The 23,525-nt window shown below is 71.0% G+C and carries 11 protein-coding genes and 3 pseudogenes; 6 read left to right on the forward strand and 8 right to left on the reverse strand.

Annotation, left to right across the window (positions count from 1 at the left end; all coding sequences use genetic code 11):
* A partial coding sequence (locus BCD49_RS04530) for an IS5 family transposase (RefSeq protein WP_442960461.1) occupies positions 1-567 on the reverse strand: 567 nt, incomplete at its 3' end.
* Positions 568-757: 190 nt separating this feature from the next.
* Here BCD49_RS04530 and BCD49_RS04535 point away from each other — a divergent pair.
* Complete coding sequence (locus BCD49_RS04535; protein ID WP_241832254.1) at positions 758-1,939, forward strand: hypothetical protein; 1,182 nt, start codon at positions 758-760, stop codon at positions 1,937-1,939.
* A 76-nt stretch (positions 1,940-2,015) separates the two neighbouring features.
* Positions 2,016-3,197, forward strand: a complete 1,182-nt coding sequence (locus tag BCD49_RS04540; RefSeq protein ID WP_083401249.1) for a hypothetical protein — start codon at positions 2,016-2,018, stop codon at positions 3,195-3,197.
* 552 nt (positions 3,198-3,749) lie between these two features.
* Here the strand turns inward: BCD49_RS04540 and BCD49_RS04545 are convergent.
* Positions 3,750-4,175: a DUF4259 domain-containing protein gene (locus BCD49_RS04545; protein ID WP_083401248.1), complete on the reverse strand. Its 426-nt coding sequence runs from the start codon at positions 4,173-4,175 to the stop codon at positions 3,750-3,752.
* Between the two features lie 620 nt (positions 4,176-4,795).
* Between BCD49_RS04545 and BCD49_RS04550 the strand changes: the two genes are divergently transcribed.
* Positions 4,796-5,506, forward strand: a complete 711-nt coding sequence (locus BCD49_RS04550; RefSeq protein ID WP_007513481.1) for a hypothetical protein — start codon at positions 4,796-4,798, stop codon at positions 5,504-5,506.
* Between the two features lie 215 nt (positions 5,507-5,721).
* On the opposite strand, the gene BCD49_RS04555 is transcribed toward BCD49_RS04550, so the two are convergent.
* Entirely contained in the window at positions 5,722-6,066 is a 345-nt protein-coding gene (locus tag BCD49_RS04555) for a CATRA system-associated protein (RefSeq protein ID WP_007513483.1), read from the reverse strand.
* 113 nt (positions 6,067-6,179) lie between these two features.
* On the opposite strand from BCD49_RS04555, the gene BCD49_RS04560 reads away from it, so the two are divergent.
* A complete protein-coding gene (locus BCD49_RS04560; protein ID WP_071041167.1) occupies positions 6,180-10,436 on the forward strand; it encodes a CHAT domain-containing protein in 4,257 nt (1,418 codons plus the stop codon).
* Between the two features lie 33 nt (positions 10,437-10,469).
* Here BCD49_RS04560 and BCD49_RS04565 read toward each other — a convergent pair whose 3' ends face one another.
* The 3 genes from BCD49_RS04565 to BCD49_RS04575 all read right to left on the reverse strand — a co-directional run bounded on the left by BCD49_RS04565 (position 10,470) and on the right by BCD49_RS04575 (position 19,960).
* Positions 10,470-13,079 carry a tetratricopeptide repeat protein gene (locus BCD49_RS04565; RefSeq protein ID WP_071041168.1) on the reverse strand — a complete coding sequence of 870 codons (2,610 nt, stop codon included), beginning with the start codon at positions 13,077-13,079 and terminating at the stop codon, positions 10,470-10,472.
* A gap of 263 nt (positions 13,080-13,342) precedes the next feature.
* Complete coding sequence (locus BCD49_RS04570) at positions 13,343-15,826, reverse strand: CATRA conflict system CASPASE/TPR repeat-associated protein (protein ID WP_007513490.1); 2,484 nt, start codon at positions 15,824-15,826, stop codon at positions 13,343-13,345.
* 384 nt (positions 15,827-16,210) lie between these two features.
* Positions 16,211-19,960: a CHAT domain-containing protein gene (locus BCD49_RS04575; protein ID WP_027140512.1), complete on the reverse strand. Its 3,750-nt coding sequence runs from the start codon at positions 19,958-19,960 to the stop codon at positions 16,211-16,213.
* A 1,371-nt stretch (positions 19,961-21,331) separates the two neighbouring features.
* On the opposite strand from BCD49_RS04575, the gene BCD49_RS04580 reads away from it, so the two are divergent.
* Positions 21,332-21,919, forward strand: coding sequence for a hypothetical protein (locus BCD49_RS04580; RefSeq protein ID WP_071041170.1), 588 nt, complete (start codon positions 21,332-21,334; stop codon positions 21,917-21,919).
* A 125-nt stretch (positions 21,920-22,044) separates the two neighbouring features.
* Here BCD49_RS04580 and BCD49_RS04585 read toward each other — a convergent pair.
* Positions 22,045-22,314, reverse strand: a pseudogene (locus BCD49_RS04585) (hypothetical protein); the annotation flags it as partial.
* A 338-nt stretch (positions 22,315-22,652) separates the two neighbouring features.
* On the opposite strand from BCD49_RS04585, the pseudogene BCD49_RS46315 reads away from it, so the two are divergent.
* A pseudogene (locus BCD49_RS46315) lies at positions 22,653-23,143 on the forward strand (site-specific integrase); the annotation flags it as partial.
* Here the strand turns inward: BCD49_RS46315 and BCD49_RS46320 are convergent.
* Positions 23,135-23,338 (reverse strand): annotated as a pseudogene (locus BCD49_RS46320) (tyrosine-type recombinase/integrase); the annotation flags it as partial. The pseudogenes BCD49_RS46315 and BCD49_RS46320 sit on opposite strands and share 9 nt — an antisense overlap.
* Positions 23,339-23,525: the final 187 nt, after the last annotated feature.

Below are 23,525 nucleotides of genomic sequence, written 5' to 3' on the forward strand. Positions count from 1 at the left end.
GGTGAAGTAGTGGTCGAGCAGGAGTTGGCGAGCGCCGTCGCGGTCCTGGCGGCTGGCGGGCAGCACGAGTACCCCCAGCAGCAGGCCCAACGTGTCGACGACGATGAACCGCTTGCGGCCGTTGACCTTCTTGCCCGCGTCGTAGCCACGGCTGGGGTGGGTGACGGTCTGGGCGCCCTTCACGGACTGGGAGTCGATCACCCCGGCGGTCGGCCGCGGCCGGCGGCCCTCGGCCTGGCGCAACTGGTCGCGCAGCCCGTCGTGGACCCGGATGACGACGCCCTTGCGTTTCCACCGGTCGAAGAAGCCGTAGACCGTCTTCCAGGGTGGGAAGTCCGCCGGCAGCGCCCGCCACACGATCCCGTTGTRGGYCACGTACAGGATCGCGTCCACGATGTCGCGCCGGTCATGGCTCTCGGGCCGGCCGTCCTTCGGAACCGGCGGCAACAGCGGCGCCACGTACGCCCACTCCTCATCCGACATATCCGAGGGATAGCGGCGAGATCGTCCCATGTCCCGACCGTGACCAGCCCGTCCCAGCCGTTCACGCCACCACACCGCGAAGATCGGGAACGGGCCACGGCCAGCCCACAACATCAAGATTCAGGACAGGCTCTGAGAGCTGCCGCCGACTCCTGGTTCTCAGGCACGGCGGTGCGTTCCCGAGGTCGGGTCATACCTTGGCCCGCCGATCCACACCCTCGGGCGAGTTATGGCTCGGCCGTCGGCCGGACTGCGCGTCGATAGGGTGCCCATCGTGTCGTTGCCTGCGTCGCTGACCGCCCGGATGCGGGAGGACCTGTTCTGGGCTCAGGTCCTGTACGAAGAGGTCGACCAGGAGCTGGGCTTTGCGGTCGACGTCGGCGGTGACTACCGGTTCGGGACCCAGATCCTGCTCGGTGGCCGGAGCCAGTCGCTGGAGATCTACGCGCCGGGCTCGGCCGCGGGCAAGACAGTCGGGCGCGTTGAATGGTGGGATTCCAGGTCGCCCGCGCTGCGGTGGGAAGAACTGGAGCTGATCTGCCGGGCAGCCGCGCTGCTCGACCCCGACATRCGCCATCCCGGGCCGGTTGCCGCCCTGCTCGTGCCCTACCTGCTGCGCGACGGCAGCGAATCCCTCGACGCCATCAGCCCGGTCCTCGACGCCGCCTTCCGCCTGGCCAGACCCCGGCCAGGCGACGGTCTACGGCCCGAAACCCGGACCCTGCTCGATACGCCGCTGGCACCTGGCATCACCTGGGTTGACCGCGCCGACGGGTATCGGGCCGTCACCGTCCAGGGCGACCCGACGAGCGATCATTTGCAGTCCCCGCGGTCGCCTACGTCGGAAGACTTCCCGTTCGCCCTGCTGTCGGAGCTTCTGGCCGCCGCCACGGCCACCGTCGCAGCCGTAGCAGCGGCCACCTGCCTGCGAAACCCGGCCGTCCGGTCGACGCTCGACACCGCGATCCACGACCAGGACCCCGCCCCGCTCGCGGACGCCCTGCGAAACGCGGGCTACGACGACGCCGTGATCCTTCGCGCATTGGAGTCCCCGACAGACCCGGTGGAGACCGCCTGGGTACTCGAGGCGCTCAGCGCCGCACCCCAAGGGTCGATCATCGCCCGCTGGTTCGGCGCCAGCCCGCTGCACCACCTACGCCGGTGGGATCTCACGCTCCGGCTCGCGGCCGCCCGCGAGGTAGACCTGTACACACCAAGCATTATGATCAAGGTCCACGTGGAGCAGCTCGTGCCGTCCGCGGTGTTGACTTTCGACCTCGCGCACGACCGGCAGCGCTCAGGGGAGCCTGCGGAAATGGGACTGTCGGTAGTCGTACGCGACGACCTCCCGGCGGCACTGGCCGCAATCCGCGAGAGCCTCGCTCAGGGTTTCCCGGGCGTGACCGCATCCCTGTGGAACGGCGCCGAGGAAATCAGCCTGACCAGCGAAAGGTGAACCTGCGCCACCCTCCAGCCGGCGCAGCTCAAGCCTCGACCACGAAGCCGGACCCGCCGTCGATAAGGTGCCCACCGTGCCGTTACCTCCGTCGCTGACCGCCCGCCTGGGCGAGGACCTGTTCTGGGCCGAGGTCCTGGACGAGGACGTCAAGCAGGAGCTCGATTTCGCCGTCGACGTCGGGGATGACTACCGGATCGGCACGCAGATCCTGCTGGGTGGCGGCGCGATCCAGTCGCTGGAGATCTACCCGCCGGGCTCCGCCACKGGTAGGACGATCGGCTACCTCGACGAGGCGCATCCCATGCCGGYCACACTGCGGTGGGAGGAACTGGAGCTGATCTGCCGGGCATCGGCGCTGCTCGACCCCGACATTCGCCATCCAGGACCCGTCGCAGCCCTGCTCGTTCCCTACCTGCTGCGCGACGGCAGCGAATCCCTCGACGCCATCAGCCCGGTCCTCGACGCCGCCTTCCGCCAGGTCAGACCCCGGCCAGGCGACGGTCTACGGCCCGAAACCCGGACCCTGCTCGAACGGCCACCGCTGCCGGGGATCACCTGGGTGACCCGGCCCGACGGGCACCTGGCCGTCACCGCCGAACGAGACCCGAAAAAGGGTTTCCTGCACTCCTACCGGACACCCGAGACGACCACCTTCCCGTTCGACGTACTGTCAGGCCTACTCGACGCGGCCGAAGCCACGGCGACCCAGGTAGCGGCGGCCGCCCCACTGACCGACATCGCCGTCCGCTCGGCACTCGACGCCGCAATCCGAGACCAGGACACCGCCCCACTCGCGGACGCCTTCCGGCACACCGGATACGGCAACGAAGTCGTCCTTCGCGCACTGGAGTCCCCAACCGACCCGGTAGAGACCGCCTGGGTACTCGAGGTGCTCAGCGGCACCGCGCAGGGAACAATCATCACCCGCTGGTTCGGCGCCAGCCCGCTACACCACCTGCACAGGTGGGATCTCGAACTCCGACTCGTCACCACCAACGGTGAGCAAAGGCCGACAGCCCCGATCAGGACCCACCTAAAAAGGCTCGTACGGTCCGGCGTCCTGACTCACGTCGACGCCTACGGGGGCACGACATACCCCGACGGGCGAGACGAAACCCGCCTGCACGTCGTCGTGCGCGACGACCTCCCCGCCGCAGCGGCCGCCATCCGTGAAGTCCTCGCGCAGGCACCCCCAGGCGTCACCGCATCCCTGTGGAACGACACCGAAGAGATCAGCCTTTCCACCGAGCAGTGAGCAATGAACACCGGCGGCGCGGTCCGCCGGGCGGCAGCGCCAGACAGGCACGGATCGCCTCCATCGCCGGCGCCCCATTCGGCGCCAGGCCCCGCCATACCCACGATCGTCGATGACCTCCTTGGCAGTGAACGCTCAATGGCCGGAGGCCACGAACCGCAACACCGCGACGAGGGCGACCTCGGCGGCCAGCCCGGCGCACGCCTACAGGAACAGCGGAAGCCTGCACACGGGTGCAAAGGCCCGGACCAGCATGGTGGACAACACAGCGCCAGCCACTACGGCAGCCCCAGCACGGCCGCCCCAACCAACAACAGCACGTCGTCTGGCTGCGGTCCCCACACGGCGGGGTCGTCGGGCTTCCCTGCCTGCGGCACGGCCATCAGGCTGATACCTGCCGCAGCGTGTCACAAAATTCATGCCCGACTCGCGTCTCTCTACCTAGCTAGCTTTTGCTTCACAGACACTCCTGATCAGCGAATACCACCGTACGACTTGATCAAATAACCAAAGTTTTGATCATATTAAAATAGGCTCTTGGTGCGCTACATCCTAATCGGAGACAAGGGCGGCCCTGATCTCACCGAGCTGCGCTACGGCCGACCGGCGATCATTTTCACTCTTCCAACTAGAAATCAGCCAGGAATCACCGTAGCTCATCGCAGCATCCAATGCGGTCCCGGCGATCTCGAGCATCGAATACTGCGGCGGCATTCCAGAGACAACCCGACGGAGGTTCTCGTCTTCAACCCACTCCGCCGCAGATGTATTGATCACAGTCGCCCCAACGACCGCCGCAGCAGCAACCACCTCTTCTGGAACGAACTCCCGCATAATTATCGCCGGGTCCTCGGCGACACGGGCGAGAATCCCCTCGACCCTGGATATCCGCTCCCGACTGGGCAGCTCCTTGAGCTGGTCAAGAAAATCCTGGGCGCTGTCGCTCATAAGCGGACCCGTCCCCCATGTTCCCATCATCCACCCCAGTTCAGTGGACCACCAAGACCGCTCACGTCAAACTCAGGGTCCCGTCGGTTAACAAGTGATGCTCCACTACCCTTCAGACCCTCCATAACGGTTTGTTCTATGCGTCGAGCCGTCACCGAGGTAACTCCTCCAGAGAGTTCTATCCAGGTTACGTTACAGATATCGGAGCAGGCATATCCCGCAGAAGTGAGCGCATGTCCAGGCCACCGGCCAGCAACAGCAGAAGATCAACCATCCAAGATCGACTTAAGCTTCACGGCATTGCCTCAGGACCATGTCCTCCCTCCGGCCATCCCGCGCGGCGCGACCGCCGGCGTGAGCAGGCACTGCGTGCCCTCGTCCGCGAGTCGGCCCGCCAGCCCGAACTGGCCGGGCGGATCTTCTCGACGCAACGGGTTCCCGAGTCGTTAGCGTCGTTGCTCCTGGCTCGTCATCGCCTGCGTGGCGGCTCGCGCGACCGGCGAGGCGGCCGCCTCGAAGGTGGCACACCGCTGCGCTGACCGGCGGCTGGCCCGCCCCACCGGTCAGCGCGGCCGAGCGAGATGCCTGAGGTGTCCCGCCATGGGAGGATCTGTTCGTACCGGCGGCCTGGTCACCTGGAGGTAAGAACGGTGTCGGCGGCGGTCCTGAACATCGTGATCGGTCTCCTCACCAGTGTCATCAGCGGCGGGGCCGTGTGGGCGTGGCAGCGGGCGAGCGGGGCTCGGGTGCTGCGGCGCAAGGCCCTGTTCTTCGGCCTGGAACGCGGTGGCACCTGCCTGGTCATCCTGAACAACAAGTGGGACGCGCCCGGCAGCACCAGCCATCACGATGTGCACGCGATGATCGAGGTCGCGGTGCTGGCCAGCGAGGCCGCCTGCCCGGTCTCCGTCCAGTCCTCGACCGGCTTCCGTGAGAGCAACGGGAACCGAACCGAGTTCTGCATAGGCGGCCCGGAGTCGAACTCCCGCACGGCTGGTCACGTGGCCTCCCAGCTGCCGGGCGTGACGGTTCATCCGGTTCACCCGACGAGGGCCGATTCGGCTGCCCTGACCGTCGGGGACCAGCAGTTCGCGCTGGACCGGGGCCGGCGGGAGTACGCCCTCGTCGCGAAGTTCACCCCGACGGGGGCGAGCAGACCGGTCGTTCTTATCTGCGGCCAGACCGCGATCTCCAACCGAGCCGCGATCCACTTTCTCAGGCAGGAGTTCCACGCGGTCTCGAATGCCGTCGGGGCGATCGACCGGTTCTGCGTCATGATCCGCGTCGACGGGTCGAACACCTACGGCCACCAGGCCGCCGTCCTCGACCGCGACGTCACCGCTGTCGCCTTCGCCGGTTGACTCGGCCGGCGCGGCCGAGCCTCGGCGGTGGCCGGGCGGGGCATCCGGGTGGCCCGCCGACGAGAAGGCGACCAGGCCGCTGGCAGTCAGGACCCCCGGCCGCGGCGTACCGCGTGGATATTCGCCGCTACCCCACCCACCCCGACCTGTGGTCCGCCTTCATCCACTTCGGACCCTGACCATGGGCGGCGTCGAGATCGCCGCTGGTGGTCACCTCAAAGCGGGTCCTTGGAGCCGGTCGCCTCGTCGTCCCGTCCGGTGATCTGGTGCTTGGTCTCGTTGAGACGTTCACGGACCGGGTCCGGCGGGGGTGTCTTCGGCGTCGTTCCGGCCTCCTTGGCCCGCCACGGGCTGAGCGCCTCGAGCTCGGCGGTGGCCGCGTCCAGGGCCTCGGGATCGTCGGCGGCCTCAGCCTCCGCCATCGCGTCGAGGAGCGCGGCGACCTCGTCCCAGCGGGTCGCACCGGCCTCCCAGCTGGCGATCTCCGCCAGCACCTCGAGTGCCTCCCGCCGCAGCTCCCCGTCGATAGGCACGAGCGCCCGCCCCTCTGCACGCGACACTGTCGATCTCCATCGGTCAGAAGATATCCTGGCCCCTGCCTGGCAAGGGCCCGGAATGCGCTGGCACGACCCGGGGCTGCGGGGCCGCATGGGGGAGCGGTGACAGAGGTGAGATGCGCGACCAGCTGCTCGAAGCGGTCCGGGAGCGGCTTGCCCGGTTCCAGGCCAGCCAGGATCCGGCGATACTGCTCGACGCCTCGGCGGTGGCCGAGGTCAGGGCGCTCATGGCCTCGGTGGYGCAACCCGCGGAGGACCTCGAGGTCTGTGCGGCGGCGGGCTGGCTGCACTACTACCGCTATGCGTTGCTGCCGCCCGGCGAGGACGACGACGACCGCGCCGCGGCRCTGCGCCTGCTGATCCACCTCTACCGGGCCCGGCCGGAGGCGGTACCCGGCCCGGTGCGGACCTATTTCGACGGCGCGGGACCGGCCGCGCAGGACTACGCGCCCGACGCCGTCCGGGCCGCCGGGCTCGTCGAGGACGCCCTGCGGACCCGCCGTCCCGCGGACCTGGACGCCGCGGTCGCGGCCGCGCGGGCAGCGGCGGCGGCCGCCGCGCCCGGCCACCCCGACCGCCCGGGCCGGCTGTCGAACCTGGCGCTCGCGCTGCGCGCCCGCTTCGAGCAGGCCGCCGACCCGGCCGACCTCGACGAGGCGGTCGACGCCGGCCGGGCCGCTCTGGACGCGGCCGCGCCCGACCATCCTCGCCGCGCCGACATCCTGTCGGGGCTGGGGTTCGTTCTCGTCCTGCGCTACGGACGGACCCACCACCTGGCCGACCTGGACGGGGCGGTCGAGGCCTGGACGGGAGCGGTCGACGCGGCGCCGGCCGGTGCGGCGGTCGGCTCGACCTACCTGTCGGACCTCGCCACCGTCCTGTTGACCAGGTTCGCGCGGACCGGGCGTGCGGACGACGTCGAGTCGGCGATCAAGACAGCCCGGTCGGCGGCCGACGGCGCCGGCGCTGACGACCCGGAGCGAGCCACCTACCTCTCCCACGTCGGGATCGCGCTGCTGGCCAGGTTCGAGGCAACCGGAGCTGTGGCCGACCTCGATGAGGCGATCGACGCGGCCCGGGCGGCTGCCGCGGCGGCACCCGCCGGCCACCCGGACCGCGCGGGCTACCTGTCGAACCTCAGCTCCGCCCTGCGAACCCGGTTCGGGCAGACGGGGAACCTGGCCGACGCGGACGCCGCGGTCGAGGCAGGCAGGTCCGCCGCCGCGGCGGCCGCCGAGGACTACCCAGAACGTGCGGCCGTGCTGACGAACCTGGGATTCGCCCTGAGCAGCCGCTTCGATCGGACCGGGAGCCTCGGGGATCTGGACGGGGCGGTCCAGGCCGCGAGGCTGGCCGTCGAGGCGGCGTCCGCTCATCCGGCCCGGGCCGCGATGGCGGCGAACCTAGCGGTCGCGCTGCGCCTGCGGCATGCGCGGACCGGAGCGCTCGCCGACCTGGACGAAGCGGTGGAGTCCGTGCGGCTGGCCCTCGACGCCACCCCCGCCGACCACACCGACCACCCTCGGTACCTGTCGGCCCTGGGCGATGCCCTGCAGACCCGGTTCGAGCGGACCGGCGCGCTGGCGGACCTGGACGCGGCGATCGACGCCAGCCGCTCGGCCGTCGAGGCAACCCCGGCGCTGCATCCGGACCGCGCGTCACGRCTGTCGGTGCTCGGCACCGGTCTGTTCCTGAGATCCGACTGGACCGGGACGCCGGCCGGTCTCGACGAGTCCATCGAGGCCGCCCGTCGTGCCGCCGCCGCACTTCCCGACGACCACCCGGACGCTGCCGCCTACCTGTCCAACCTCAGCCTGGCCCTGCGCGCACGCGCCGAGCTGACCGGTTCCCTGACCGATTTCGACGCCGCGGTCGACGCCGCCCGACAGGCCGTCGGGGCTGTCCCGGGCGACCACACGTCCCGCGCCGGCTGGCTGTCGAACCTCGGGCTCGCCCTGCACCGGCGGTTCGACCGGACCGGGGTGCTGGCGGACCTCGACGAGGCGGTCGGCCTCGGCCTGCTCTCCGTGGCGGAGATCCCCGCCGACCACCCGGACCGCGCCCGGTACCTGTCGAACCTGGGGGCCGCCCTGCGGGCCCGCTACGAGCGGACCGGCCTCACGACCGACCTGGAGGAGGCGATCGACGCCGCGCGACAGGCCGTGGACGTGGGCCGTCCCCATGACGTCGAGCGCCCTGGTCAGCTMGCCAACCTGGCGTTCGCGCTGCGGCTGCGCTTCGAGCGGACCGCGGACCCGGCGAGTCTCGACGAGGCCGTCGACACCGGGCGCCTGGCCCTCGAGGTGACCCCCGCCGACCACCCGAGCCTCGCGGTCGTCCTGACGAACCACGGCGCGGCTCTGCACGTCCGGTTCGAGCGGACCGGCGAGCTCTCCGACCTCGTCGCCGCTGTCGAGGCCGGCCGCCGCGGCGTCGAGCTCGCCCCCGACGGCCTCCCGGAACTGCCCGCCGTACTGACGAACCTCGGATTGTCGCTGCGCAGCATGTTCCTGCGGACCGGGTCGCTGGCCGACCTCCACGACGCGGTCGACGCGCACCGACGGGCCGTCGCGGCGACCCCCGCCGAGCACCCGGAACGGGCGGCCCGCCTGCTCAATCTTGGTTCCACCCTGCACACACGGTTCGACCGGACCGGGGAGCTGGCGGACCTGGCCGAGGCGGCCGACGTCAGCCGCGAGGCCGTCGACGTCGAAGCCGCTCCGCCGCGGGCCCGCGCGCTCGCGGCGGGAGCATGGGGGAGCGCCGAGGCGGCGGCCGGGCGCTGGGAGCAGGCGGTCGAGGGCTTCGCGGCCGCGGCGGGGCTGCTCGAGGAGCTCGTGCCGCGTGAGCTGTCGTGGTCGGACAGGCAGAGCCTGCTCGGCGCGGTGCGCGGTCTTGGCTCCGAGGCCGCGGTCAGCGCGGTGCGCGCCCGCAGGCCGGAGCGGGCGGTCGAGCTGTTCGAACAGGCCCGCGGGGTGCTCCTCGGCCAGGCGCTGGACACCCGTGGCGACCTCAGTGATCTTCTGGCGGCCGCTCCCGTCCTGCACGACCGGTTCGTCGAGCTGGCCGCCGCCCTCGACCGGCCGGGGACGAGCCCGAGCGCAGGGACGACGTCCGTCGGCGCGGCGGCCAGCCCGGCGGGGGCGGAGCGACTGATCGCGGAGCGCCGGGCGCTGCGCGCCGAGTTCGACGGGCTGGTCGCACAGGTGCGTGACCTGCCCGATCTTGCCGGCTTCCTGCGCCCCCCGCCGCTGGCGGCGCTGAAGCGGGCGGCCGCCGGCGGACCGGTCGTGCTGGTCGCGGTGTCCCCGTACGGCTCGTATGCCCTGGTGGTCACCGAGACCGAGGTCGCCGAGCCGCTGGAGCTTCAGACCATGACTCCGGACGTGGTCGCGCGGGAGGCTGCGGAGTTCCTCGACGCGCTGGCCACCCTCGGGGACGAGGAAGCGGGCCGGGACCGGCGGGACCAGGCGCAGGGACGGCTGACCGAGACGCTGGCGTGGCTGTGGGACCGGCTCGCCGGACCGGTCCTGCGCCACATCGACCACCACGGTCTGCTGCCGCCGCGCTCCCCCGAGGAGACGTCGGAGCTGCCGCGGCTGTGGTGGTGCACGGCCGGGGTGCTGTCGTTCCTGCCCGTCCACGCCGCCGGTCGCCACGACACGCGGCTCGACCCCGCTCCAGCCACGGTCCTCGACCGGGTGATCTCCTCCTACACCCCGACGCTGCGCGCGTTGACCCACGCGCGCCGGTCCCGCGCCGACGCGGGAAACGCAGAGGTCCTCGCGGTCACGATGCCCTCCACGTCGCCGGCCGGTCAGGCCGGGGTCGGTGTCCCCGGGGCGGGCGCCGAACTCGCGGTGCTCCAGCGGCGTCTGCCGCGCCGGGTGCGCGACCTGACCGGCCCGCAGGCGACATGGGAGGCGGTGCACGCGGCCCTCCCGGGTGTCAGCTGGGCCCACTTCGCCTGCCACGGCTATTCCGATCCGGTCGACCCGTCGGCGAGCCGGCTGCTTCTGCACGATCACCGGGAACGGCCGTTCACCGTCGCGGACGTCCTGCGGCTCCAGCTGGAGGCACACCTCGCGTTCCTGTCGRCCTGCTCGACGGCCACTCCCACGGACGGGCTCACCGACGAGGTGATTCACCTGGCCTCGGCGTTCCAGCTTGCCGGCTACCGTCACGTCATCGCCACCCTGTGGCCGATCGACAGCAGCGGCGCCGTCACGGTCACCGACCGCACCTACGCGGCGATGACCGGCCCCGCGGCGGCCGAGCCAGCCGCGGCCCTGCACGCCACGATCAGGCATCTTCGCGGCAGGCGGCCGGCCCATCCGTCGCGATGGGCCTCGCACATCCACATCGGGATCTGACCGGACGACAGGGCACCGGCGGTGGCGCGCGGCTCAGGTCGCCGGTGCCGCCGGCGGCGGCGGCGCGGACGGGCCGGGATACCTGGGCACCCGCGGTTTGGCCCGGACCGTCTCGGCATCGGGGTGGGAGAGCGACTCGAGAAGCCGCAGCGCGTGGCCGCGCCAGTGCTGCGCGCTCGCCTCGTCGCCCAGTGCCAGGTGCTCGTCCGCCAGGTGGTCCATGACCTGCGCCTCCCAGTAGCGGTCACCCAGCTCCCTGTCCAGCAGCCTTGACCGCTGGTAGTGACGGATCGCGGCCTCGTGGTGACCCAGCTCGCCTTCGGCCCGTCCGAGATGGCGAAGGATGTTCGCCTGGCCTTCGACATGGCCGATCCGGTCGTACAGCGCGAGCGCCTCGAGCCCGCGCGACAGCGCCTCCTCGTACCGTCCGAGGTGGCAGAGCTGAATGCTGACGAGGTTCAGACAGTCGGCGACCGCCAACGGCTCACCGTCCCGCACCGGCTGGCCCTCCGCGGCCACCCGGTCCGGGCTCGACGCGGACACCGGCCCGCCGCAGGCGAGGTCCAGCGCGGTGGCCGCGTGGTGCAGCGCCTGCGCGTAACGACTCCCGGCCTCGAACACACGCGCGAACGACAGGTGGACCTGGCGGGCGCCGTCCGTGTCTCCCAGCCTGGTGAACGCGGCGAGCGCGTCCCACAGCAGCGCCCGGGCCTCGGCCTGCTGGCCGAGCCGAGCGAGCGCGTCGGCCAGCTTGCGCTGCGACGCCGCCCGCGCATGTCCGTGCCCCACCCGGTCGGCGGCTTCGACGGCCGCCCGCTGCACGTCCTCCCGCTCGGTGCGCCGTCCGGTGCGGCGCAGAAAGACCATGAGCGCCCAGGCAAGCCGCCAGGCGTGCGACTCGAAGCCCTGCGTGGCGGCGGTCCCGACGAGCGACAGGAGAATGGGCAGCTCCTCCTCGAACCAGGCCATCGCCTCATCGTGGGTCGCGATCGAGGGCCGCGGCCCGCTGAACGGCTCGGGTGACGCGGCGCCGCCCGGCGGGCGGTCCGCGGCCGCCGCCGGCACCGGCTCCGCGCCGGCTGTCGGCGCGGACCGGAACCTGACCCACGGCTGGGAGACAGCGTCGGCCCTCAGCGCGGTGGAGAGGTAGTAGTCGAGCATCCGTTCCAGCGCCGCCCTGGTCTGCGCGGGGTCGAGGCTCGCCGCCAGTTCCTGGGCGAACCCGCGCAGCAGGTCGTGTGACGTGAACCTGCCCGGTCTGTGCTCGACGAGCAGATTCGCACGGGCGAGCTGACGCAACGCCTGGCTGGAACCTTCCGGACTGTCAAGCAGCGCGGCGCAGGCGGACCGGTCGATATCCGGTCCTGGATGAATGCCGAGCAACGCGAACAGCCGGGACKGCGACGAGCCGAGCGTCGCATAGGACCACTGGAAAACGGTCCGCAGGTCCAGATCGGCCTCGTCGGAGCTGAGGACATCGAGGCGGGACCGGTACTGGCGAAGTTCGGCGAGGAGGTCCCGGAGCAGCTCGCGAGAAGACCCGCCGACGCGGGCGGCCGCGAGGCTCAGCGCGAGCGGGAGGCAGGCGCATTCCCTGGCGAGTTCATCGAGCTCGGGACCAACCTCGTGGTCGCCTGCGCCGAGCCGGGTCGAAAGCAGTGTGACGGCACCCGGGTGCGGAAGCACCCCCACCGCCACGTGTCCGGCACCGTTGCGGACGATCAGTCCCTCAAGTCTGGTCCGGCTGGTGACGATGGTCAGACAGCTCGGCGATCCGGGCAGCAGGGGGCGAGCCTGCTCCGTCGACCGGGCATTGTCCAGGAGAACCAGGACGCGCCGCCCGGCGATCAGACTGCGGAACAGCGCCGAACGCCCCTCCAGACTCGGGGGGATGGCGGCCGGGTCCGCGCCCAGAGCCACCAGAAAACCGTGCAGCGCTGTCCCGGGCTCCATCGGGTCGCCCGGGCCGAACCCACGAAGGTCCACATAGAGCTGGCCATCGGGAAAGCGGTCGGCGACCTGCTGGGACCAGTACACGGCCAGCGTGGTCTTGCCCGCGCCCGCCGTGCCGTCGACGGTGATCAGGGCGACGGGCGGCTCGTTGTCCGTTCCCGTCGCGAGCCGGTCGAGCGCCGCGAGCTCGATGTGGCGCCCGACAACGGCGTGGGTCACCAGGGGCAGCTGATGCGGCAGGGGATGCGCCGCGGTCTTGCTGAGGCTGACGGCCGGTCGCGGGCCGGCGGCACTGGCTGCCGGCTCGCCACCGGCCGGATCTGGCGGGCCGCTTCGCCGGTCGGACGAGGAGTCCTGCCGGGACGCCGCCGGCGAGGAGCGTGTCCTGCGCAGTTTCTGGGCGATCTCCGCGTCGTCGCGCAGCGTGGCGAGCCGGCCCGCGTCCGGGCCCGCGATCGCGATCGCCGTGAGGAGCAGGTCGAGGACCGCGCTGCTCGGCAGCGTCGTCCCCTTCAGGTAGGCGTACAGGCTGGCTCGCGAGACGCTGAGCCGTTTGGCCAGCTCGGCGCGGTCGAAGCTGCGGCCCAGCCGTCGCTCCGAGGCCAGCATCGCCTGGGTGAGCTCGGCGGCGAACCGTTCCCGGGCCGCCGGCGGATCCAGGCGCGCGAATGGTGAGCCCCCGTCGCCCACCGTTCCTCCCTCACGTCCGGTGGCAGAGTGCGTGCACACCGCGCTGTTCAGGATATTCCAGCCTTCTCCAGCCGCGACCCGCCTCGGCGGGTGGCCGGTGCTGCACTGCTCGAGGCAGACCAACCGAGCATGAAAAGGCCCGGTCTTCCCAGAAAGATGCAGGCTGCACCGGCATTCAGAGCCGTGGCGAATGCTTTGCGAAAGGAGCGCGGAAATGGAGCCGAATCTCACCATGGTCCGGTAGCCGCGGTCCGGCTGGGATTTCAGCGGTCGTCGCCCGCCGGCCTCGACAGCTCGAAAGCGGTCAGGAGACGGGTGACGGCCGTAGCCCAGGTCCGGTGCTCGCGCATGGCGCGGCGGACCGATTCGGCGCGGCTGAACGCCGCCGGGCGGTCGCGCAGAGCGTCGTGGACCCTGCGGCCCCATTCCTCGGCGTCGCGTTCGTCGTTCCCGACCGGCACGACGAGACGGTCGGCCTCCGATGGGGGCAGCACCTCCCGCAGCAGGTCGCCGATGCCACTGTGATCGCTGACCAGCACCGGTGTTCCGGCCACGATCGCCTCGAGGCCCACCAGCCCGAAGCCCTCCGCGCGCGAGGGCATCAGGACCAGACTCGCCCTGCGCAGGTCCTGCCCGAGCCGTTCGGTGTCCGGCGAGTAGTTGCGCACGGTCACGGCGAGCCCGGGGCGCCCTGCCCACGCCAGGACCTGTTCCCTGATCACCCGCGCCTGTCCCTGGGGCGCGCCGCGCAGGAGCAGCTCGATGGGGGGATCCGCCGGGGCGCGCAGCGCCGCGGCGTGCCCGACGGCGCGGGCGGCGAGGTCGAGGCCCTTCGTGCTGGCGTCCTCGAGGCGGCCGAGCATGAGCACCTGCGGGACTCCCGGCGGAGGCCGGCGCGGTGCCTGGTCGGTGTAGTCGAAACCGGGGTCGAGGCGCAGCGGTGTGGGGGCGTCGTCGAAGACGGACAGCTCGCGGCTGATCCACTGGTGCAGCCGTGGGCCGACCGCCACGACGACGGCGGCGTCCCGGCTGAGCGCGACCTGGTCCGCGGTGCGGGTCTCGGCGACCGCACCCGTGTCCTCGCCGCGGTCGGGGCGCCACCAGTCGGTCTCGTCGGGCGACGTGTGGACGATGTGCACCCGGCGGGCCGCCGGGAAGTGGTCCTCTGTCACGGCCTTCGCGTGCGAGCCGGTGATGCGGCCGTGCCCGAGGACCAGGTCGGGCAGCACGCCGTCGGGCAGCGGCGGCCGGCGCATCAGCAGGTCCCGCAGCGCCGCGCCGGGCAGGGCGGGGGCGTCCACCAGCCGCACGGCGACCCGGTCGGCGTCGGACCGCTCCTCGGGCGTCGCCCCGGGGACCACGCAGTACACCTCGGCCCCGGCCTCGGCCAGCGCGGCGCACAGGGAACGGTTCAGAGCGCTGAGGCCGCCTCGCCCGGGCAGCCACTCGTCCGCGAGCGCGAGTACCCGAGCCGGCCCCGGTAGCCGGGGGGGCGTGAGGCCCCGCGGGGCCGGCACGGCCGCCGGTCCCGGCTCACCCCGAGCCTGGGCCGGGGGTTCGGGCAGGGGCCGTCCGGAGTCAGGCTCGGCGATCCCGCGGTGGGCGGGTGGCGGGTCCAGCACCCGCTCGGCGGCGTCGAGAGCGCTCTGGGCGCGCTCGGCCGACGCGTCCGCGTAGCGCAGGTCGTCGTCGAGCTGCTGGGGGAACCAGGAGGCCAGGTCACGGTCGTCGGCGAACAACCCGCCTCCGTTGCCGCCGTGAGCGTCGGCCGGGGGCGCGTACTGCGCGAGGTTGTACCCGGCGATCTCCACCGAGTGTCTGATCTCGCGGACTCGCGTCATGGACAGGGCCAGGTGGAGCGCCTGGGCGCGCAGGTCGCCGGTGCGTGTCCGGCCCTCGTCCTGGCGCGGGAGGGCGCCGCCCGCCGCCAGCTGTTCGTCGAGCAGCCCCGCCACCGACTCGGTGAGCTGGTCGGTGCGGTCTCGCACCGTGCGCAGTGGGTCGCCACCCGCCCAGACCCGCAGGTGATAGCGGAGCTTGGCCGCGTGCATGAGGTAGCGGGCGAAGGGCGTGATCGCGGCGTCCCCTCGGCTCCAGGTCCAGGCCGACAACTCGTCGTCGCGGTCGTTCGGCGCGAGGACGACGATGCGTCGGCGTGCCCTCGCCTCCTCGTCGCGCTCCGCCTCCCAGACGGCGAACCCCTGGGGCGTCGCCACGCCAAGGTTGTCGAACCAGACGGGTGGGGTGGGCGCCGGGAGCAGTTCCCGACAGGCCGCCGCCAGCGGGTGGGCCGGCTCGACGTGGGAGGTCTCCGGATCGGCGAGGCGGGCCTGGTAGATCTCGGCCGCGCCGAGGAGTCCGCCGGGGATGGGACCGCAGGCTCGCACCCACCGCCGCTGCAGCTCCACCCAGCTCGGCGAGGTCGCCGGTGACGGAGCGAGCATGATCGACAGGCACAGGACGTCGTGGGCGCGACGCAGCAGAGCCTGGAACACGCCCTCGCCGGCGTGCGCCTGCGCCGCGAGGAACTCATCGATCGCGCCAGGCTCCGGCCGGTGCCGCTCGGGCGGGTCGCGGGGCAGGTCGAGCGCCGGGATGGGGTGCCGCATGCCGAACTCGTCGCGACAGGCGAACCAGGCTCGGCGAAGGTAGCCGTACGTCTCGGCCGCGTGGGGACCGCCCGCCGGAGCGAACAGGTGCACGACGAGTTCGGGCGCGATCAGGGGACCTGCGCCGTCGCCCGCCATGAGCCCCCCGGTGTCGTCCTTCGCTCGCGCTGGCGGCCGCCGCAACGATCCTGGCACATCGCTGGCGAGCGCACGCAACGCTTCGGCGGAATGGCCAGGCGGGAACAAACGGAGCATCCTGCGGCGCGGCGGACCCGCACCAGACGTTCATGCCGTGCCTATCAGTGTGTTCCAGGGCCTTCCAGGGTTCCAGGTGAGACGACGTCGTCTGTGGTCCGATCAATGAGACGGTCCCTGCACAGCTCCGCGGGGGGACGCTGTGCGGGGACCGTCGCAACGGGAGCCGGGTGGGCCACCGAAGGCTCGGGGCAGGCGCCTGGACCGCGCGATGGTGGCCCACCCGTTCTCATAGCCGTCCTCCGAAGTTGTGCTCAGGCCGGAGCATCACGGACCCGAATGAATGAGCGCAGCCCAGATATCGGGATAGGCCGGGTATCGCTCGCGCAACGCGTGGGCCGCCGCGTGGACGGCGTCGGGCGCGCGGCTCGCGTCGCGCTGGCCGTCACGGACGAGCCGGCCGTAGATGACGTCGACCGCGCGCCGGGCCGGCCGGTCAGGCACTGGCCAGAGCGTCGCGACGACGTGCCGGTAGCCGGCGAGCTGGAACGCTGAGGCGAGGTGAATTGCCTCGTCGGCGAGCCGGCCGCCGGGGCGGGCTGTGGAACAGGCCGACAGATAAGCCAGGTCGGCGTGCTCGAGGCGCAGCCGCGCGACCTCCACCACACTGAACGGTCTGTCCGCGTGGTCGTGTAGGAGCAGCCGGCTACTCGACGGGGCGGCGAGGTCGCTGTAGCCGTGACAGGTGAAGTGCGCCCACGTCGCCGCGGGCAGCGCGTCCTGGACCGTCTCCCGTTGGACCTGCTCGCCGACGAGTGTTCTGGCGTCGCCGCCCAGGTGCGCGACCACGACCGCCAGTTCGGCCTTGGCGCCGGGAAGGTCGGAGGCGCCCGGCGTTCTCGGCATGGCGACCGCCAGCGTCCCGCCTTCTGGCGACGAGCCCGGCGTGGCTCTGCGCCGCGCGTGGATCAGAGCGCGCAGCGTCGGTATGAACGACGATACGACCCGGTCGAGCGCCGTGGACTGTCCTTTGCCAGCGCCGGTGTCCAACCATCCCGCGGCGTGCACGGGCAGAAAGGACAGCGGGCCGGACAGGCACCACCACACCCGTGGTGGAGGAGCTGCCTCGCCGGCGCCGGGCAGAACGCCGAGGATCTCCAGCTGGTCAAGCACCGGGCCGGTGAGATGGTCCCACAGCCAGCCCAGMGTCTGGGTGACACCAGCCCGTGCCTGTGTCCGCTCGTCTCGGTTCGTCGCCGACCCGACGAGGTCCATCGCGGTGAGAAAGGACGTTACCTGCGCCGCGACGGATTCCGGAGTCAGCCCGGCGAGTTCCAGCGGTTCGGCGAGGCCGTCGCCGGACAGAACAATCCCATACGCGCCGTACCTGGAGACGGCGACCAGTACCAGCGCGCCACCGGCGGCGGCGTGAACCAGCTCGGCCAGCCTCGGCGGCCGCAGAAACTCCTGGAATTCATCCAGCTCACGGATGTCGGCGACGAGGCGGTCGAGCTCCTCCCGCGCCGCACGCCGACGCCTCGCGGACAGCTCCACTTCGTCGGCCGCCGCGAGATCAGCGGTCCAGGGCACGGCCGCGTGCGGGGGGCGCGCCAGTTCGGCGGTCAGGGTGCCAAACCGGTCGCCCATTGCCGGCTGCCGGTCTCGCAGCGCGCTCAGGTCGGCGCGCGCGTCCAGTGCCTGCGCGAGCAGCACCCCTCGTCCCTGTTCGAACAGCTCGACCGCGCGCGCCGGGTCGCCCGCGCGGACCGCGCACACCGCGGCCTCGGCGCCGAGGCCGCCGACCTCGGCGAGCAGGTCCTCCTGGTCGGCACGGTACGACTCCCGCGCGGCCAGCTCGCCGAGCAGTTCCACGGCTGCCGCGAAGCCCACGACCGCCTCGTCCCACCGCCCACGCAGCGCCGCGGACCTGCCCCACTGCCGGGCAGCCACCGCCCGCACCCGCGGCGGCGCGACCACGAGGCCGGCCGCCTCCTGGGCGGCCTGTGCCACGGCATCCAGATCCGCCGGYTCGCCGTGCCGGTCGAACCGCGTCAGCAGCGCGGTCGCGAGGTTCGACAGATAGACGGCACGGTCGGGATGATCAGGCGGCGTGACGTCGAGCGCCTGCCGGCTGGCCTCGGCCGCCGCGTCCAGGTCCGGTGACGACTCAGCTCGCTCGGACCGGGTGAGCAGCGCCGCGCCCAGGTTGGACAAGTACAGCGCGCGGTCCGGATGGTGGGACGGGGTGGCTTCCACGGCCCGGCGTCCGATCTCGACCGCGCTGTCCAGGTCCGAGGGCGTCCCCGTCCGGGTGAACCGCGTCAGGTGCGCGACCGCGAGGTTCGACAGACGCCCCGCCCGTTCCGTATGGCCCGCCGGCGTCTCGTCGACGGCCGCTCGGGCGGCGGTCACGGCGGTGTCCAGATCCGTGAGGAGCCCGGTCCGCTCGAAACGCGCCCGAAGGCAGCCACCCAGGTTCGTCAGCATCACGGCGCGGTCGACATGGCCGGGCAGCGTGGCGCCGACCGCTTCGCGGCCGATGTCGACGGCCGCGTCCAGGTCGCTGAGCGTGCCGGTCTGTCCGAAGCGCCGCTGCAGCGCTGCGGCGAGGTTCGACAGGCGCCCGGGCCAGTCCGGGTGGCCGGTCGGGGTGGCGCGGACGGCCGCGCGACCGGCGTCCACGGCGGCATCCAGGTCCGCGAGTGACCCGGTGCGGCCGAACCTCGTCCAGAGCGCGCTGGTCTGGTTGGTCAGATACCGCGCCCGCTCCGGGTCCCCGGGCGGTCCGGCGTCGATCGCCTGGCGCCCGACCTCGATGGCGGCGTCGAGGTCGGCCAGCGCGCCGGTGTGCCCGAAGCGCCGCTGCAGCGCCGCGGCGACATTGGACAGCTGCCCCGGCCGGTCGGGATGGCCCATTGCCATGGCGTCAACGGACCGGCGGCCAGCGTCGAGCGCGGCGTCCAGGTCGGCCGTGACGCCGATCTGCTCGAAGCGCGTCAGCAGAGCGATCCCGAGGCTCGACAGGTAGACAGCGTGATCGGCGCGGGCCGGTGAGGTGGCGTCGACAGCCTGGCGGGCGGCGTCGACCGCGGCGTCCAGATCGGCGCGCACCTGGGTGCGCTCGAAACGGCTCCGCAGCGCCGTGCCCAGGTTCGCCAGCATCGCGCCCCGGTCCGGGTGGTCGGGTCCAGCCGTGTCGACCGCCTGGCTGCTGCTTTCCACCGCCGCGTCCAGGTCGGCTGGCATTCCGGTGCGACCGAAGCGTCGCTGGAGTGCGGCACTGAGGTTCGACAGGCGCTCCGCACGGTCGGGATGGCCGAGGGGGGTCGCGTCGGCGGCCCGGCGGCTGAGGTCTACCGCCGCGTCCAGGTCGGACGGAGCGCCGGTGCGCTCGTAGCGGGCACGGAGCGCACCACCCAGGTTCGAGAGCATCGCGGCGAGATGGTCGTCGTCCACCGCGGCCGCGTCCACTGCCTGACGGCCGATCTCCACGGCCGCGTCCAGGTCGGCTGGCACGCCGACCTGTGAATACCGGGCCAGCAGGGCCGCGGCAAGGTTGGACAGCCGCCGCGGGCGCGCCTCGTCGTTAGCCGACGTCGCGTCGACCGCCTGTCGCAGCAGCCGCACCGCCCCCTCCACGGAGGCGAGGTCGCCCGTCGACCTGCCATGTCGCAGCAGACGGACGCCGTCGCGGGCCCACGTCCGCGGTCCGTCCTTCGCTGCGGTAGGAGGCTGGCCGGTGCCCGCGGACTGCTCGAAGAAGCCTCGTACCTGCTCGGGTACGGCATCGGGCGAAGCCAGGTACACCGGCGCGAGCAGGCGCACCGCGGCAGCGAGGTCCTCCTGGTCGTCGCCCGCGTCGAGTGCCTGGTAACGGAACCAGTGCAGCCAGCCGACCGCGAACGCCACCTCGAGGTCCGCCGCCGGATCGGGAACCGCGGCCAACAGTTCCCGCGCCTGCGCGGTCGCCTCGCTGTCCAGGACCGCCGCCGGGTCCTGGGTCTGGATGAACCGGTCCAGCCGGTGTTGGACCGCCGCCAGTAGCCGCACCCGCATCGCTACCCCCGCCTCGTTCATCCGGCAGCACGAGCAGGACCATCATCGACGTAGGGGGACGCACGACGACACGGGGACGTGATACCGGAGGCGGAGATCCGGAAGCCGTGGCCGCCTGTGACGCCAGCGGCGGCTACGTCACCGTCGCCCCGACGCCGAACCGGCGAAGCCGCCTGAGCAGGCCGTCCCCGAGCTTGCTCCGACCGCGCGTCGTGTGCGTGCCCGCCTGCCGGGCGCGAGGGTGATCACCGCGACGGTGGTGGCGAGTGACGTGGCGGCGGCCCGAGGAGATCCAAGGTCCGCCGGCAGCGAGCGCCGTCCGGCACGCCGAACGGACTCCCCACGCCGGCATCACGCTGCGTTGTAGGCCCTCGACCGGGATCAACGGGTCTATGACGCCGGCATGATGCCAAACTGAGCGACACGGGCCGACACTGTGACGCACAGTAAGGGAAAGTCGACCGGCGACGATCTTTGAGGTCACGCCGTTGACCAGACAGGACGGCATCTAGCGGCGATTCGCGGCACACCGCGCACCGTCACGGCACCAGGCAAGTATCACGGAGAGTAATCCTCATAATCCTCCGGTCGTGGGTTCGAGCCCCACCCGCCCCACCGGCCGACCCTTGGGTGGGTGGCGCATGCCGCCCGACCTGGGCTTTTGGCGGTTTTCGTGCCAGGTTTCGCGATCTTGTTAACTTCTTCGTTACATCCTCGGTGTCCCGACCAGCGCGTTTGTGTCCGGCTCGGCCTGTGCTCGCTGTCACGGGCGCCAACGACGCGGCCCGTCCCGCTGGGGCTGCATTCGGGCCGCAGCCCCGACGTCACCTGGGCCGCCGTGGCTGCGGCGGTGATGCTCACACGCGCTGCCKGGAAGGCCTGCATCGGCGGTGAACGCAACCGAAGCCGCGATCGCTGTGGTGTTCGACCACCAGCGCCGCCGCGGCCGAGGTCGACCGTTGCCGGCACGCGTCCCCGCGCAGGTTCGATCTCGAGCACCCTTCCAGCTGTTCAGGCAGACCTCGGCTGGACAACGCCCCGGCTATGTAGCCCAGCCGCCGCAGACCGCTTGACCTGGYCGCCCACACGCARCTTCGCTTCACTCAGGGTGTGGCCGGCTCCCCGTTCACCCGAAGCCACACAACGTCCAGACCCGGACAGATGCGTGCCATATTCTCTCGCCAGAGAATCCACCGCTAGAACTGCTCGCTCTGCAACGACTCGACTTGCACCACCCCGAAGGCAGGGAGAAGCTTGCCGCGCACAGTCTAGACTAGATCGTCACTTGACTGAGATTGAGAACCTGCGCGGAGGGAAGGTTGCATGGCTCAAACAGATTCCTCAGACTGGAGCCGACCCTCTCCTTTGGGACACGGCGAATCCATACGCGACATGGGAAACGTCGCCTCTCCACTGCTTGCAGGATTCAGCCTGGCGGCCATCGTGGGTCTCTTGGGAAAGAGGGACGAGCTGCGCTTCCCTGACGAAACTATGATCTTCCTAGCCTTGGCGGCCTGTTCGCTAATCGGCTCCCTTCAGTTCAGCTTCAACGCGCGCATGAACCTCTGGTCCGCCGCCGACGCAACTAATTGGTCGCCAGAGCTAGATACCGACAACTCCTTGAAGGAAGATCTAATCGAGGCCCAGAATGACGGCTACAGGAACTGGTGGTGGTGGAAAAAATTCGTACAGTCTAGCTACAATATAGGGATCGTTTCCATCTTCGTCAGCCTCGGACTGATACTAGTTCCAGCCGAGGATAAAGAGGATCAATGCGAACTATGGATCGCGCCCAGTATCGCTGGCCTCGCCATCCTCATGCAGCTAATTTGGATGGCCCTTGCGTGGAAAATGAGGCATAGAGACCAGACCGAGAGTGTCAAGCCTATGAAATTTTGGGACTGGATCAAAGTTTGCAAAGACATGCGACAGTCCGACTCGACACGCAATCCTACCAACCCGACTACTGGCCGCCAATGACCGCATCACGCACCTCACGCCCGCAACGCACAGATGCATACTCGGCTGACAAAGTCGGATACGACTCAGCCCGATCAACCGCCGCGCCAGCACCCCGTCACGAACACCCGAACAAACCCGTAGACGCCGTGCAGGGCAAGGTGACGGGTGCTTAGCAGCAGCGCCACGACAGACAGGTCCACCGCCGGCGCGACGAGCGGCGCCACCCACACGGGCACTCCGAGTCGTAGGCCGAGGGCGAGGACGTTGCCGAAGCCGAAGCAGAACGTGAGCACGACGACGATCCCGACGATCACGGTGACTATCCGGACCGGAGCATCCGGAACCCTCGAACCCGCCAGAACCTCGGAACAGTCGTTTGATCCGGCGGATGATGTTCCCGTCCCAGCGGTCACTGGGCGTCGCCGCTGGTCAGGCCCCGTGTGGCGACTGGTCGGATGGTGATTTCGGGGCCTTCGACCATGATCGTCCGGTTCTTATTGTGGTGCGTTAGGTCCACCGAATTGTTGATCATGGCACTGACCTGCGGTAATGCGGTTTATGATCTATGTGGTTGAAGTTCGGTTGCCAGACTGGTGCTGGTTGGGCGCCGATGGCCGGTTCGAGCCCCGTACGGGCGACCATAATTCTGTTGCGCGAACCGCACGCATTGGCGCTCGGCGCGGGAGGTCGCCGCTGGTGTGGCTCCGGCGCTGGCCGCCGACCCCGACTGGCTTGTGCTGCCTCTGCGGCGCTGCCCGCAGCCAAGGCACGTGGGGGCCTTGACGAGGTCACGGAGTTCGAGACGGACGTGCTGGCCGGGTTCGTGCTGGCGCGGGCGGCGGCGGGCCTGGCTGACAAGACGATCCGGTCCGACGTCGGGCACGTGGAGCAGATCCGGTCCTGGTTCGGCTGCCCGTTGTGGGAGATGACCCCGCCCGACGGGGACGTCTACTTCGGGCAGGTGCTCCGCCGCGCGGCACCGGCGACCCGCTCGTCCCGAGCGCAGGCGCTGAAAACCTACTTCCTGTTCTTGGACCTGCGCCACAAGGTAGAGATCCACAACCTGACTGGCCATGTCCTGGCGTGCCCGGTCGACGAAATGAACCGGCCGCGCGGGCAGCCGGCGCTTCGTTGCGTATCCCGCCGAGCCAGGCCCAGATCGACGTGCTGTTTACCGGGTGGCGTGGCGGGCTGGCAACGTGCCGCAAGTTTGCCACCGCCGCGCGTAACTACGCGGTCGCATATTCCGGTGGAAACCTTGCGGCGTTCRAAGTGGCCGAGGAACTTTTGCCATTCGGTGTCGGTGGGGACCCTGTATTCCTCTGTGGGTCGTAGGTCTCGTCGTCGGGCGAGGAACGCACGGTGTGCCTGGACGGCCTCGTCGGGGTAGACGGCCTTGTAGCCAAGGGTGACATTGATGTCTTGATGGCCGGCTATCTCGGCCGAGTTGGTCACCGCCGCCCAGCAGGTCGCCGACCACCTCACCGCCACCGGCCGACCCGTCACCCGCACCGCACTCGCACACGGCGTCCGCACCGCCGGACACACCCTCTCCAACGACCGCGCCCGACTCCTGCTCGAAGCAGTCCGGCCCGCCCCGCCCGGCGACCGGCCGTGACAGCCC

This window comes from Pseudofrankia sp. EUN1h (assembly GCF_001854645.1).
Classification (GTDB): domain Bacteria; phylum Actinomycetota; class Actinomycetes; order Frankiales; family Frankiaceae; genus Pseudofrankia; species Pseudofrankia saprophytica.

Excerpts from the sequence above, each read along its gene's own strand:
- BCD49_RS04580 (WP_071041170.1), top strand. The coding sequence starts at position 21,332 with ATGGGAAACGTCGCCTCTCCACTGCTTGCAGGATTCAGCCTGGCGGCC.
- BCD49_RS04545 (WP_083401248.1), bottom strand. The coding sequence starts at position 4,175 with ATGATGGGAACATGGGGGACGGGTCCGCTTATGAGCGACAGCGCCCAG.
- BCD49_RS04570 (WP_007513490.1), bottom strand. The coding sequence starts at position 15,826 with ATGGCGGGCGACGGCGCAGGTCCCCTGATCGCGCCCGAACTCGTCGTG.